Here is a 12,441-nt window from a genome sequence, read left to right on the forward strand (position 1 = left end):
AAGATAAATTCGACAACAATAAATCCATAAATTCGACGGCAAAATATTACATATCTAATTCTTAATCAGAAGGATTCAGCCTTCATAGACACAAAACTATTTACGCCCTCGGCACCGTTAAAGTAGGTACCTCCTTCTTTTTAGAGAGTTAGCTCTTTTTCTGATATGGGAATTTGCATCTCCGGAGCATTAAGTAGTGCTGTGAAATTCTGTCTAATGATATTCAGTGTCTTCTGCTTTTTCTGCAATTCTTGTTTTTCCCGGACAGTAGCAGCTTGTTCAGATTCAAGATTTTCTATCCTCTTCTGGATTTTATTAGAGCTTGGGATTTTGGTAACACCGAGATCCTGAAGCTCTTTTTTTAGTGAATCGTGCAGTTGGTATTCTGCTTGATGTTTGGTTCGGTATGCTTTTGGATTTTTAGCAGATTTGCAATCTTCAATCACTTTTCGGCAGAGACGGTAAGAATCACAGTGTTTTTGAATGATTTTCTGTGTGCTCAGCTCACTGTTGATTTGCGTTATTCTTTGATCAGCCGCTTTAACAGAAGCATCAACATCAGAAACATGCTGTTGGAAATCTTCATAATTCAGCAGGTTATTTTCGGAAAGATAGTTGAAGGTGCGTGCCGCTTCTTTCAGGTTATTTAGTTTTGCCCATCGTTCAAATCCTTCTCGATTGCCGGTCGTAACATAAGTGGAGATATTGATATACAGGCGAGCTTCTCTGGACAGATGCCTTGGAGCTTTTATTTTGTTACGGTTTTTTGCCAAACGGATGCGGACATTTTCTTCTGAATAATAGCTTCCAAGAGATTTCATATAAGTGAAGTTTTTCTGTTCCGGTGCACGGAAGGACAGGTGTTTTCCCTGTCGGACTTCATATCCGGCTAACTGCATTTTTTGTAAAAATTCCTCATAGTTGATGGAAGTCCAGATTGCTTTATCAACTGCAACACGTAGCTTGGCTTTCCAGCTGGTGCCACGATGATATTCCATGTTCTCCTTATAACTTTTGCCTTTTTCTCCGGTTGGCATACTGGTGGCAAGTCCATTTTCATGGCAGATACGATTACTGATCCGGCAGATTTTATGGTAGCTCCGCTTATTGGAAACATACTTGTGATGATCAACAAAACTTGCTGCATTAAAGATGATGTGGTTATGGATATGATTTTTATCAACATGGGTGCTTATCACATATTCATATTTTCCTTTCAGTACTTCGTTTGCAAATTGTTGCCCTAAGCGATGGGCAGTTTCGGCATCAACTTCTCCAGGTTTAAATGACTGGATCAGATGAAATGCCAGGTTATCACCTTTGTCCATTCCATTCTTTTTTGCCATTTCTCTTGTCATAGAAAATTCAAGATCTGCAGTTTCCGGGGAACAGCCAAAACTGGAAACTAACAGTTTTTCATCTGTTTTATCTGGATTCGTGATGTAGTCCAGAGCTTTCTTGTCTGTTACTTTAATTGGGAAGATCTTAAGATACGCCATAATTCTTTCACCATCTCTTTTAATTCTTGCTTTTCTTCCGGATACAGATCACCGGTGCTGTTTACTTTTTTGGCAATCTGATTAATATTCACACCGATCTTATGCATTTCCTCATACTGTTTCTTCAGTGGAGTGGTATCGGTGTTGACGATGTAACCGTCGATTGCCATTTTACGAAGATAAGCTCCCATATTTTTTGTCTTTGATTCAATCATCTTTCTACGAATAAGCTTTTTTTCTTCTGGGGAAACACAAAACAAAATCTGTATATTTCTTTTTCTCTTTGCCATAGGCAGATTCTCCTTTCTTTGGTTCTTCGAAGTAGTGACTTCTGTGTTTTTAATTTAGGGCAGGGTTCCCTAAATTGCTGGTTTTCCGGAAGTGTATATACACTTCCTGTCCTTGCTATTTACCGGTGGCACAGCCGCCGGAAGAGAGTCTTAAAAAAGAACCCTCTATAAATAAGGTACTGAGAGAAGAAAAAGAGGACATCGAAGCTCAGAAGTATGACGCAAGCATGATTCTGTGGTATAGTAAAATCTGAATGAAAAAGAAGAAAAGAGGTCAAACCGATGTCACGGAAAAACCATAAGATGATAGATGGGAGATTACTGCAAACGAATAAGAAGTATTCCCAGTTAAAAATGAAGCAGAAAGAAAAGATTGCGGAATGGATGTTTCAGGCAACCAGAGATTATTATATGAAAAAATGTACTTTTCCGAGTGACAAACATCTGGAAGAAGTGGTGGATTCTGTTTATGAAAAAATTGAAGATGCAGAAATCTGGATTCCGTATGGAGAGGTCTTCAAGCATTATAAATCCAAACGATCGGATATCAACAAACGTGTCAGAAAATCTCTGAATGAAAAAGAAGAGAGTCAGATTGAGAAGGTCTGTTTTATGAATATGTGTATGATTCAGGATCATAAAGGGAATGTACTGGCTCTGGATAAAGTAAATGATAGCTATACCGGTACAACTTTTCCAGGCGGTCACGTAGAAGCAAATGAGATTTTTCAGAAATCTATGATTCGGGAAGTCTGGGAAGAAACAGGACTTACGGTTGAAGCACCGAAGCTTGGAGGATTATATCATTGGCATAAGAGCGGAGTGCACTATGTTATTACCTTGTATAAAGCGGATAAGTTTACCGGAGAATTAAAGAGTTCTGAGGAAGGAAGAGTTTATTGGATTCCGCTGGAAGAGTTAAAAACAAAAGAACTTGCTACAGGTATGGAACACGTTTTGCGGATTCTGGAATCAGAGAAGGTGGACGAGTGCTATATGCATCTGGAAGCAGATGGATATGTGGGAGACTTGTATTAAAGAATTACATGAGAAATGGCTGCCTGCTCATTGGAGAAAAGACAGCCATTCTTTATAAGATACATCATTCATCTATTCTGTTTTTTGCGGTTCGTTTTTGGAAGTGAAATTAATATATTTGGCGCGTTGTAAAATTGAAATAACTGCATCAATGCTTTCAGGATTGGAGAAGCTCATGATAAAAGGTTCTTCTTTAAATTCCATGGGTTCGAACCCAGGATTCTGATCTGGATTCTTGAGTATATGGATGGGACGTGCACTCTGATTATAAAATGCCAGTTGTGCGGAATCTGTAGTGTTACCGATGACACCAATGCCTACATCCCCTTTTCCAAAGTCTATTCTATGTTTATTTAAGTTGATCATTTTCAAAAATCTCCTTTTTCAAAAATAGCATATTTAGTAATTTTCTATTATTCCCGAAGTAGGGATATCTTTTAAAAAGTCACTGTTGGAAGTAATCGGAGAATCTACAATCTGAACACCGCTACGTTTCATCATTCGGAATTTGAAATCAAGAAGTTCCGGTGGAACTTTCAGTTCAGCTGCAGCCTGGAAAAATGACATATCAGCGTTAAGCATCTCCAGGACATCTTCATCCTCCAGAAGATAATCAGCGGCAAAGCAATTCGCTTCATATTCACATTGTGATACTCCATCGAATAATTCAAAATCATGAAAACACTTGATCTGAAGGGTTTTCTGATGAAGGAGTGCGTGCCCAATCTCGTGGATCAGGATAATCTGCTGTATGATTTCCGGCAGATCGCTGTTAATGACGATGCAGGTCTTTCGACATTCCCGCATACAGAAGCCTTTACAACAGTTTGGATCAGTTCCAAGCGGAAGCTTCTTAACAATAATATGCATAGCGGCTGCAAGGCGGTACGGATCACTTTCCTGATATTTTGTTTTTACTTTATTAACAGTGTCTCTTATACATTTTGAACTCATAAAAACACCTCGATATTTCATAAGATAGTTTGCTACAAGTATAGAGTAGCAAAAGTGCTGTACGAAAATACGGACACCTATGAATCACTTTCCGTTTCAGTGTTTTTCTTTTTCCGTCCAAATGTCTTTTTAGCTTCCATCTTACAGGAAAGATATGCTTTGGTTACAGCTTGATAGAAAGCATCTTTTGCTTCTTCGTCAAGTTCGCCACCAGCGAAAAGAGCACGGTTGGCTTCGAGAATCTCATTGATGTCCTTGGCTCCTTTTTCACCAAGCTGTCCATTGACTTCATCAATATAATCCATTTTTTCAATTCCATAAGAAGGATCTGTAATCTCGTCATGTTTTAAATAATCATAAGAGACATTTAATGCATGAGCGAGCTTTCTCATAGTAGAGATTCGTGCGATGGTGCCGGAACTTTCATAAGCTGCGATTGCACGCTGTGATACGCCGACCAGTTCTGCAAGTTCTTTCTGCGTCAGATGATTCTGTTCTCGTTGAAATTTAATCTTGTCTGAAAAATTCATAGTGGGATCCTTTCCAAGTTTTTGAAATCGTAACTTCATCAACTTTATAAAAACTATTGACAGAGTTCATTATCACGTATAAAATACAAACAAACGTTCGTGAAGTTAGTAGAAATTATAATTCAAAAACTTCACAAAGTCAATATGAAGCAAAGAAGTTTTATTACGATTTTTAGACTGGTAGGTGAATGTTATGAGCAGGACAATTCTTCATTCAGATATGAATTGCTTTTACGCAAGTGTCGAGATGTTGCATCATCCGGAACTTGCCGGAAAGCCGATGGCAGTTGGGGGCGATCCGGAAGCAAGACATGGAATTGTGCTGACTGCGAATTATATTGCAAAGCGAGCCGGAGTAAAAACAGGTATGGCATTGTGGCAGGCAAGGCAGGTTTGCCCGGAAATAATTTTTGTACCGCCTCGCATGGATCTTTATTTGAGGTTTTCCAGAATGGCACAGGAGATTTACAGTGAATACACAGATCAGAGAGAACCATTTGGGATTGATGAAAGCTGGCTGGATGTAACTGCCAGCACTTCTATCAAGGGAGACGGAATGAAGATTGCAAAAGAGATCAGCAGTCGGATTAAATATGAACTGGGGGTTACCGTAAGTATTGGTGTTTCCTGGAATAAGATATTTGCAAAGCTCGGTTCTGATTATAAAAAGCCGGATGCCATTACAGAGTTTTCCAAAGACAATTACAAGGATATTGCATGGAAACTTCCAGTAGGTGATTTACTCATGGTCGGAAGAAGCACTGAACGGACGATGAAGAAACTTGGCATTTGTACAATCGGAGATCTGGCAGGAGCAGAACCTTCTATATTAGAAACATATCTTGGAAAGATGGGATTGGTACTTCATACCTTTGCAAATGGATGGGATGAAACTCCAGTTTTGGTAGAAGGATATAAAGTACCGATCAAGTCTATCGGGAACAGTACAACAACGCCAAGAGATCTTGTTAGTGAATTGGACGTGAAGATTATTTTGATGGCTCTTTCAGAAAGTGTAGGAGCCAGGCTTCGTGAAAATGGTTTTCAATGCAGGACAGTAGAAATCTCGATTCGGGATAATGGATTGTATCATTTCACGAGACAGTGCAAGTTGGACAGGGCAAGTAATCTTACAGAAGAAATTGCCAGAACTGCATTTGAGTTATTCCAGAAAAACTATAATTGGGAACATCCAATTCGTAGTCTTGGTGTTCGAGGATGTGATCTGGTATCAGAAGAGATGCCGTATCAGCTTGATTTATTTATGGATGAAACGAAGAGAGAAAAAATCAAAAAGATGGACCAGGTGGTAGATGAGATCCGTGGAAGGTTTGGCTATCAGAGTATTCAGAGAGCATTTATGTATCAGGATAAGATACTGGCACAGCTGAATGCTAAGGAACATACGGTTCATCCACAGGCATATTTTCATGGATAGGAGAGAGCAGGTGTTTTGTAATGACAGCTAAAGTGTATGTAGATGTCCTGGCAGTATTCAGCCGGGAAGGAGAATTGATCCCTACAGCGTTTGTCTGGGAAGATGGACGTAAGTATGCGATTGATAAGGTTTCAAAACCGGAGCGTTGTGCCAGCCGAAAAGCTGGCGGAACCGGATATCGTTATACCTGTCAGGTGGGTGGAAAAATCTGTCATCTGACTTATGAAGAAAATTATAAATGGTTTATGGAACGTAAATAACGGCGTCCTAAAAGGGAGCCCTGAATCAGGGCCCCCTTTGGAGAGATAGATATTCGATGAGAACATCAGCAGTCGGGGATACATCCTTTCCCGTGAGAACCGATTGCTTTCAATAGATCATACAGTTGCCGATCAGCCAGAAATAGAAGCTATCCCACAGCGGATATTTCTGCGGAATCTGCATGAAGAGATGTTAGGACAGTGACAGACTGTGAATGGAACAAACAATACAATGATTGGTCTGGCTGCGGAAGCGGTCGGGAAGGAGGACAATTATGCAGAGAATACAGGATATGTTTATCAATATGGAAGAAGTGGCAGAGGATGCTTATAAGAATACGGAATTATTGCTGAGTCAGTATACTAAAGTAATGTTCCGTATTGAGAAGAACCTTGTGGATATAGATTATGAAATGTATGCAGAGGAAGGGAAGCATCTGAAGGAAATGTTATATGATCTGGTAGATTTCGATGCGACTGCAGAGAAACGCAGAATCCAGGAAAAGCTTCTGAATAATGATATGAATCTCTGTTTGCTGGAAATCATGAGAGATTCCCTGATAGCTTTGAGGGATTATCCAAAAAATGGACAGCTGTATTATCGGCTTTTGAAATATAGATATTTTGAAGCAGGAAATACCAATGAAGATGTGATGCTGATGCTGGATGATATGCCAAGCACTACTTATTATCGAAACCGTAAGAAAGCAATCCGTTTGTATGCAACAATGCTCTGGGCATTTACACGTCCGGAAAAGATACAGAATAAGATGGAGGAAATAAACTGGAAGAAAAGTGGAAGTAAAGTGGCAGTGAACTGACAGTAAACTGGCATGTGAATGGTATTACAATGAAAATACGTGCATGTTAGAATTGATATGCTGAGAGAAATAGACCTTCGCAGACGTAATGTTTGCGGAGGTTTTTCTTTTCTCAAATTTTAAGGCGTCAGGCTGTGCCCGGAAGGGCATGGCCTTTTTTTATACCCAAAAACAGGTTGCAGATTTGAAAAAGCTTCCTTTTTAACAGGTAGATGCCGGAAAGGAAGAGCATATCAAGATGCAGGGAAGAGGCAGGCATTATGCCAGATATCCATGATTTTCGATTTGTCACAAATCAAATCAACAAAAACGACAAATCGGAGAAACAATCATGGAAGAAAGAAAATACACATTTTACGACAGATATCAGAAGGTGAAATACGCTAATATTACAGCAGAAGAGCTGGAAGTTCTTAATATTTTTTATAATAAGGAACATTATATGTTTGATCAGCAGCATCAGAGAAATAATACAGTATTATTTTGTGGATTAGAATCAGAAAACGGTTGTGCGACAGACTTTATCGCAGATAGTGGACGTGACATTGCATCGGATATTACAACTGAGATCTTCTTTAAAGAACTCTTCAGCGATCTGACAGAGAAAGAAAAGAAAATCGTGAGCGATTATTTTATCATGGGAAAACAGGTTAAAGAAACAGCAGAGGAACTGGGCATCAGCACACGTCAGGTGAGTAGAGACAAGAACAGTGCTTTGGCAAAAATGTTGAAGAGGATGAAAGCAGCTGGATATGAATCATATGCTGAGGCGGCAGGTGCATTTCTGCAGGAAAGCGATTATATTCCAACACAGATGGAGACACAGAACTCGATTATGAAGAAAAGGACCGGAGAAGTGAGACTGCCATCAGATCATAAGATGAAAAAATAAATTAGTTAAAAATTAATCATGATAATAATGTGATGATATCACAGAAAACAAATGAATTTCAGATTATAATAAAGCCACAAAAGAAAAAACAAGGAGGACTGTAAAATGTCTGCTATTAATATCAATAAAAATAATTTTCAGAATGAAATAATGGATTCCGAGAAAACCGTTCTTTTAGACTTTTGGGCTCCTTGGTGTGCTCCTTGTCGTATGGTGGCTCCTATCATAGAGGAGATAGCAAGTGAACGCCCTGATATCAAAGTTGGAAAGATCAATGTGGATGAGCAGCCAGAACTGGCAAGTAAATTTGGTATTATGAGTATTCCAACTTTGGTGGTTATGAAGAATGGGAAGATTGTAACAAAAGTTTCAGGGGCAAGACCTAAGAAGGCAATCTTAGAGATGCTTTAAGGAGGTGCGTTAATGGGATTTTTTGATTTTTTAAAACAGGCGAATATTAATCAAGGGATAGAGGAATATAAAAAGACTGCTGGTGCAGTTCTGCTGGATGTTCGTACGCCGCAGGAATATCAGGAAGGGCATATACCAGAAAGTAAAAATGTGCCATTGCAACAACTTAACAATGTTGTTTCGGTAGTGAAGAATACAGAAATACCGCTGTTTGTATACTGTTATTCCGGAGCCCGAAGTCGTCAAGCAACTGGGATGTTGCAACGAATGGGATATTCTAAAGTAAATAATATTGGTGGCATTGCTGCTTATTCAGGAAAGGTGGAAAAATAAGATGAAGGTAATAATCGTAGGCGGTGTAGCCGGAGGAGCTACAGCTGCAGCAAGAATACGAAGATTGGATGAACATGCAGAAATTACTGTGTTTGAAAGATCCGGATACATATCCTATGCGAATTGTGGGCTTCCATATTATATCGGAGACGTGATCACAGACCCGGAAGAACTTACACTACAGACACCAGAGAGTTTTTTTAAACGATTCCGTATTAACATGAAAATTCATCATGAAGTTATCTCCATACATCCGGAACGAAAAACGGTTTCAGTGAAAAATTTAGAGAATGGTGAGATATTTGAAGAAAACTATGATAAGCTGATCCTCTCTCCAGGTGCAAAGCCAACACAGCCGAGACTTCCCGGAGTAGGTATGGATAAACTTTTTACACTTCGTACTGTAGAAGACACTTTTCGGATAAAGGAATATATAAATAAGAATCATCCAAAATCGGCTGTATTGGCAGGTGGCGGTTTTATTGGTCTGGAACTGGCAGAAAATTTGAGGGAGCTTGGCATGGATGTTACAATTGTCCAGCGGCCTAAGCAGCTGATGAACCCATTTGACCCGGATATGGCATCCATGATCCATAATGAAATGAGAAAGCATGGGATAAAACTGGTACTGGGCTATACAGTAGAAGGATTTAAAGAAAAGGACAATGGAGTAGAGGTTCTATTAAAAGATAATCCATCCCTTCAGGCTGATATGGTGGTGCTGGCAATCGGAGTTACACCAGACACAGCATTAGCAAAAGAAGCTGGTCTGGAACTTGGCATCAAGGGAAGTATCGTAGTGAATGACAGAATGGAAACTTCTGTACCGGATATTTATGCAGCAGGTGATGCAGTTCAGGTAAAACATTATGTTACGGGTGATGATGCGCTGATCTCTTTGGCCGGACCAGCCAACAAGCAGGGCAGGATCATCGCTGATAATATTTGTGGTGGTGACAGCCGTTACCTGGGCAGTCAGGGAAGCTCCGTTATCAAAGTATTTGATATGACAGCAGCCACTACAGGTATCAATGAAACCAATGCCAAAAAGTCAGGATTAGATGTAGATACAGTAATTCTTTCTCCTATGAGTCATGCCGGTTACTATCCTGGTGGAAAAGTGATGACCATGAAGGTGGTTTTTGAAAAAGAGACTTATCGTTTGCTTGGTGCTCAGATTATTGGATATGAAGGAGTTGATAAACGTATTGATGTGCTGGCAACAGCAATTCATGCAGGGCTGAAGGCAACCCAGCTGAAAGATCTGGATCTTGCATATGCACCGCCGTATTCCTCTGCCAAGGATCCTGTAAATATGGCAGGATTCATGATAGACAATATAGCAAAAGGTACCTTAAAACAATGGCATCTGGAAGATATGGATAAGATTTCTAAAGATAAAAGTGTTGTATTGCTGGATGTGAGAACTGTAGGTGAGTTTAACAGGGGGCATATGGATGGATTCAGAAATATTCCTGTAGATGAACTAAGGGAACGTATCAATGAAATTGAGAAGGGAAAGCCTGTTTACTTGATATGCCAAAGTGGTCTGCGCAGCTACATTGCCAGCCGTATTCTGGAAGGAAACGGTTATGAAACATACAACTTCTCCGGTGGATTCCGCTTCTATGATGCAGTGGTTAATGACCGTGCGTTGATTGAAAGGGCATATGCATGTGGTATGGATTATTAAAAAATAATCACAATAATTTTATAATTTACTTGTAGCGTAAAAAGATCCCCCATTTATTAGAATGACTTTCACAATTCTGATAAATGGAGGATTCTTTAGATGTCATAGAAAAACAGTTTTATGATCTTTGTAGTGTTTCCAGTCTTTTCGAATCAAGGATGGTGATTTTGCCGCGTGAGAGTTTGACGAGACCATCGCCCTGAAAGTATCGAAGCATTCGAGTGATCACTTCCCTGTGGGAACCAAGATGGTTTGCGATAGTTTCGTGAGTGATTTTCAGTTCATTTGTTCCTTCGATAGAGGTCTCTTCTAAAAGAAATGAAGCAACACGCTTATCCAAACTCTTCCACATGATCTGTTCAATCAGCCACATGACATCAGAAAAACGGCTAGCCATTAATTCATTGGTATAGTTTGCGACGGGAGCCGATTCCTTCATGATGTCCTTATAGATTTCAGCAGGGATGATCCAAAGATCAGTATCTTTTTCTGCTTCAATGGTTACTTCAAATTGAATGGACTGCATGATACATGAGGCGGATAAAAGACACATATCCATATCGAACAGGCGGTAAAGTGTAATTTCTCGTCCTTCATCTGAAAGTATGTAAGTTCGAAGCTGCCCGGATTTAACCAGTAATAATCCAGTACAATCCAGGTTTCCGTTGTGAATGATCGTTCCTTTTTTTACATCCCGTGTAATCAAATTGTCTGAAATTACTTTTTTCTGTGCTGTATTTAAGTCATTCCATAGTGGAAAATAATTTTCGAAGCTCATAACAGTTATCTCCTTTACGAACATAGTATACTTACTTTTTTTAGATGCGTCAATTATATAATTGACATATGCCATAAATAAAAATATACTGACTATAGTACATGACTGTTGTGAATATGAGGGAGGGATAAATAATGCAGGGAGATGTCAGTTTTACATTTTTGGACCGAATTGAAGAAGTAGAACTGAATATTGTAGATAGACGATGGCAGTCTGCACTGGCATTGGCATTGACTTTGCCAGATATTTGCGGAGGTATTGCTTTCCCGGAAATTGTTAAACATTATCGAGATGGCCGGGTTATGCTGGATCGGCAAAAGAATCCGACCCGTGATGTGGGAACCCAGTATATTCGCTGGTTTGATGAATATGCAGGGGACTACTTTAAACTATCTCAATCCGATGAAAAGCCATATATTTGCGGAGAACGCTGTTGGCAGCTTCGATGTGAATATCTTCATCAAAATAAAGGATTTTTGAATGATGAAAATAATATACGCTTTCATCTTGGACTAAACTGTGGAATGTCAGTTTGTCAGTTGGAAAGTATGAACATACAGGAGAACGGAAACGATATTCGTATAGACATAGAACAGTTTTGTCTGAGGATGTGCAAGGCAGCAAAGAGTTATTATGATAAAGTTCATTTGGAAAAAGACTTTAGTCTCTATAATACACCAGTTTTGGATTTTATTCAGGTAACACAAAAAAAGAAAGCTGCTTCTATTATTGCACTGGTCTGTGGCAGTGAACGTTATGCAAAAGGATTAAAAGAAACATTGCAATTTATTTCAGATCAGATCATGCTGTTTTACACACCGGAAAGTGCTAAAACAAGATTAGGCAGACATAAGCCGGATCTTTGGATTGTTACCGAAGATATGACGAGCCAACCGAATCAGCCATGGCGTGCGGACAGGACAACACCTGTAATTTTAATCACAGGCAATCCTGATGCTGTTGAAATTAAAAAGAATTCAGGAAAACTAACTGTTCTTTCTATGCCATTATCAATAGTTGATTTGCGGAAAACCGTCGAAATATATGTGTCGTGAGGAGAAGTTTATGCTGTACATAATACTATTATTTGTATTTGTAGTTGTATATTTGATGATGCTTATGCGGAGACAGAAAGAAAAGATGAGCGAAATTAAAATACAAATAGATCAACTGCAAGCACAACATGATCGATTGCAGAAAGAAAGGGATCAGTTACAAGAACGGATGAATCATCTGGAAGAGCAACGAGAACACTTGCAAATGCAAACAGACCAGGCATTTCGGAGTGCTGATGAAATCGAGAAAATTTACGATGAGATATGGAATCATGCTAATACCATTCACCTTTACTCTTCGTTAGCTGAAGAAGAAAGCAAATCTATAACAATGAAAGAAAAACAAAAAGAAATTATTCGAACAACTGAGGAAATTCTAAACATCATATATAAATATAAAGGTAATGTATAATAAAAATATGTCATTGTAATGATTAGCGTTCAAGGTA

The 12,441-nt window shown here is 39.1% G+C and carries 16 protein-coding genes; 10 read left to right on the plus strand and 6 right to left on the minus strand.

Translation table 11 applies throughout. The annotated features are described in order from the left end of the window. Positions 1-140 precede the first annotated feature (140 nt). The gene (locus tag ACTNB3_RS15190; RefSeq protein WP_101882583.1) at positions 141-1,499 is read right to left on the minus strand and encodes a relaxase/mobilization nuclease domain-containing protein; all 1,359 of its coding nucleotides are present in this window, start codon (positions 1,497-1,499) and stop codon (positions 141-143) included. Then, positions 1,466-1,789: a MobC family plasmid mobilization relaxosome protein gene (locus ACTNB3_RS15195; RefSeq protein ID WP_026650133.1), complete on the minus strand. Its 324-nt coding sequence runs from the start codon at positions 1,787-1,789 to the stop codon at positions 1,466-1,468. Before ACTNB3_RS15195 ends, ACTNB3_RS15190 begins: the two co-directional genes overlap by 34 nt. Positions 1,790-2,071: 282 nt before the next feature. On the opposite strand from ACTNB3_RS15195, the gene ACTNB3_RS15200 reads away from it, so the two are divergent. Beyond that, the gene (locus tag ACTNB3_RS15200; protein WP_049946956.1) at positions 2,072-2,827 is read left to right on the plus strand and encodes an 8-oxo-dGTP diphosphatase; all 756 of its coding nucleotides are present in this window, start codon (positions 2,072-2,074) and stop codon (positions 2,825-2,827) included. 72 nt (positions 2,828-2,899) lie between these two features. On the opposite strand, the gene ACTNB3_RS15205 is transcribed toward ACTNB3_RS15200, so the two are convergent. The 3 genes from ACTNB3_RS15205 to ACTNB3_RS15215 all read right to left on the minus strand — a co-directional run bounded on the left by ACTNB3_RS15205 (position 2,900) and on the right by ACTNB3_RS15215 (position 4,311). Beyond that, positions 2,900-3,193 carry a hypothetical protein gene (locus tag ACTNB3_RS15205; protein ID WP_026650130.1) on the minus strand — a complete coding sequence of 98 codons (294 nt, stop codon included), beginning with the start codon at positions 3,191-3,193 and terminating at the stop codon, positions 2,900-2,902. Positions 3,194-3,226: 33 nt separating this feature from the next. Then, positions 3,227-3,781 (minus strand): ImmA/IrrE family metallo-endopeptidase, encoded by a 555-nt coding sequence (locus tag ACTNB3_RS15210; RefSeq protein WP_055182584.1) that lies wholly within the window; start codon positions 3,779-3,781, stop codon positions 3,227-3,229. A 77-nt stretch (positions 3,782-3,858) separates the two neighbouring features. Next, positions 3,859-4,311, minus strand: a complete 453-nt coding sequence (locus ACTNB3_RS15215; protein WP_095906919.1) for a helix-turn-helix domain-containing protein — start codon at positions 4,309-4,311, stop codon at positions 3,859-3,861. Between the two features lie 193 nt (positions 4,312-4,504). Between ACTNB3_RS15215 and dinB the strand changes: the two genes are divergently transcribed. The 7 genes from dinB to ACTNB3_RS15250 all read left to right on the plus strand — a co-directional run bounded on the left by dinB (position 4,505) and on the right by ACTNB3_RS15250 (position 10,159). After that, positions 4,505-5,749, plus strand: a complete 1,245-nt coding sequence (gene dinB / locus ACTNB3_RS15220) for a DNA polymerase IV (RefSeq protein ID WP_044924451.1) — start codon at positions 4,505-4,507, stop codon at positions 5,747-5,749. Between the two features lie 20 nt (positions 5,750-5,769). Further along, positions 5,770-6,009 carry a hypothetical protein gene (locus ACTNB3_RS15225; RefSeq protein WP_026650126.1) on the plus strand — a complete coding sequence of 80 codons (240 nt, stop codon included), beginning with the start codon at positions 5,770-5,772 and terminating at the stop codon, positions 6,007-6,009. A gap of 275 nt (positions 6,010-6,284) precedes the next feature. Further along, complete coding sequence (locus tag ACTNB3_RS15230) at positions 6,285-6,830, plus strand: hypothetical protein (protein WP_026650125.1); 546 nt, start codon at positions 6,285-6,287, stop codon at positions 6,828-6,830. 331 nt (positions 6,831-7,161) lie between these two features. Beyond that, positions 7,162-7,722: a sigma factor-like helix-turn-helix DNA-binding protein gene (locus ACTNB3_RS15235; protein ID WP_026650124.1), complete on the plus strand. Its 561-nt coding sequence runs from the start codon at positions 7,162-7,164 to the stop codon at positions 7,720-7,722. A 105-nt stretch (positions 7,723-7,827) separates the two neighbouring features. Continuing rightward, positions 7,828-8,133, plus strand: coding sequence for a thioredoxin (gene trxA, locus ACTNB3_RS15240; RefSeq protein WP_028086464.1), 306 nt, complete (start codon positions 7,828-7,830; stop codon positions 8,131-8,133). Positions 8,134-8,145: 12 nt separating this feature from the next. Further along, the gene (locus tag ACTNB3_RS15245; protein ID WP_028086465.1) at positions 8,146-8,466 is read left to right on the plus strand and encodes a rhodanese-like domain-containing protein; all 321 of its coding nucleotides are present in this window, start codon (positions 8,146-8,148) and stop codon (positions 8,464-8,466) included. Position 8,467: 1 nt separating this feature from the next. Further along, positions 8,468-10,159 carry an FAD-dependent oxidoreductase gene (locus tag ACTNB3_RS15250; RefSeq protein ID WP_073106970.1) on the plus strand — a complete coding sequence of 564 codons (1,692 nt, stop codon included), beginning with the start codon at positions 8,468-8,470 and terminating at the stop codon, positions 10,157-10,159. A gap of 118 nt (positions 10,160-10,277) precedes the next feature. Here ACTNB3_RS15250 and ACTNB3_RS15255 read toward each other — a convergent pair whose 3' ends face one another. Further along, on the minus strand, positions 10,278-10,961 hold the full coding sequence (locus tag ACTNB3_RS15255) for a Crp/Fnr family transcriptional regulator (protein WP_044924472.1): 684 nt from the start codon (positions 10,959-10,961) through the stop codon (positions 10,278-10,280). A 137-nt stretch (positions 10,962-11,098) separates the two neighbouring features. Between ACTNB3_RS15255 and ACTNB3_RS15260 the strand changes: the two genes are divergently transcribed. Together ACTNB3_RS15260 and ACTNB3_RS15265 are read left to right on the plus strand one after the other, a co-directional pair. Beyond that, the gene (locus ACTNB3_RS15260; RefSeq protein ID WP_441026693.1) at positions 11,099-11,992 is read left to right on the plus strand and encodes a hypothetical protein; all 894 of its coding nucleotides are present in this window, start codon (positions 11,099-11,101) and stop codon (positions 11,990-11,992) included. An 85-nt stretch (positions 11,993-12,077) separates the two neighbouring features. Continuing rightward, entirely contained in the window at positions 12,078-12,404 is a 327-nt protein-coding gene (locus tag ACTNB3_RS15265) for a hypothetical protein (protein WP_222891074.1), read from the plus strand. Positions 12,405-12,441: the final 37 nt, after the last annotated feature.

It is taken from the genome of Bariatricus sp. HCP28S3_D3, assembly GCF_052065755.1.
Lineage (GTDB): Bacteria > Bacillota > Clostridia > Lachnospirales > Lachnospiraceae > Allocoprococcus.

Coding starts and splice junctions, on each gene's coding strand:
- ACTNB3_RS15255 (WP_044924472.1), bottom strand. CDS start 10,961: ATGTTCGTAAAGGAGATAACTGTTATGAGCTTCGAAAATTATTTTCCA.
- ACTNB3_RS15245 (WP_028086465.1), top strand. CDS start 8,146: ATGGGATTTTTTGATTTTTTAAAACAGGCGAATATTAATCAAGGGATA.
- ACTNB3_RS15265 (WP_222891074.1), top strand. CDS start 12,078: ATGAGCGAAATTAAAATACAAATAGATCAACTGCAAGCACAACATGAT.
- trxA (WP_028086464.1), top strand. CDS start 7,828: ATGTCTGCTATTAATATCAATAAAAATAATTTTCAGAATGAAATAATG.
- ACTNB3_RS15205 (WP_026650130.1), bottom strand. CDS start 3,193: ATGATCAACTTAAATAAACATAGAATAGACTTTGGAAAAGGGGATGTA.
- ACTNB3_RS15190 (WP_101882583.1), bottom strand. CDS start 1,499: ATGGCGTATCTTAAGATCTTCCCAATTAAAGTAACAGACAAGAAAGCT.
- ACTNB3_RS15215 (WP_095906919.1), bottom strand. CDS start 4,311: ATGAATTTTTCAGACAAGATTAAATTTCAACGAGAACAGAATCATCTG.
- ACTNB3_RS15235 (WP_026650124.1), top strand. CDS start 7,162: ATGGAAGAAAGAAAATACACATTTTACGACAGATATCAGAAGGTGAAA.
- dinB (WP_044924451.1), top strand. CDS start 4,505: ATGAGCAGGACAATTCTTCATTCAGATATGAATTGCTTTTACGCAAGT.
- ACTNB3_RS15210 (WP_055182584.1), bottom strand. CDS start 3,781: ATGAGTTCAAAATGTATAAGAGACACTGTTAATAAAGTAAAAACAAAA.
- ACTNB3_RS15195 (WP_026650133.1), bottom strand. CDS start 1,789: ATGGCAAAGAGAAAAAGAAATATACAGATTTTGTTTTGTGTTTCCCCA.
- ACTNB3_RS15230 (WP_026650125.1), top strand. CDS start 6,285: ATGCAGAGAATACAGGATATGTTTATCAATATGGAAGAAGTGGCAGAG.
- ACTNB3_RS15200 (WP_049946956.1), top strand. CDS start 2,072: ATGTCACGGAAAAACCATAAGATGATAGATGGGAGATTACTGCAAACG.
- ACTNB3_RS15225 (WP_026650126.1), top strand. CDS start 5,770: ATGACAGCTAAAGTGTATGTAGATGTCCTGGCAGTATTCAGCCGGGAA.
- ACTNB3_RS15250 (WP_073106970.1), top strand. CDS start 8,468: ATGAAGGTAATAATCGTAGGCGGTGTAGCCGGAGGAGCTACAGCTGCA.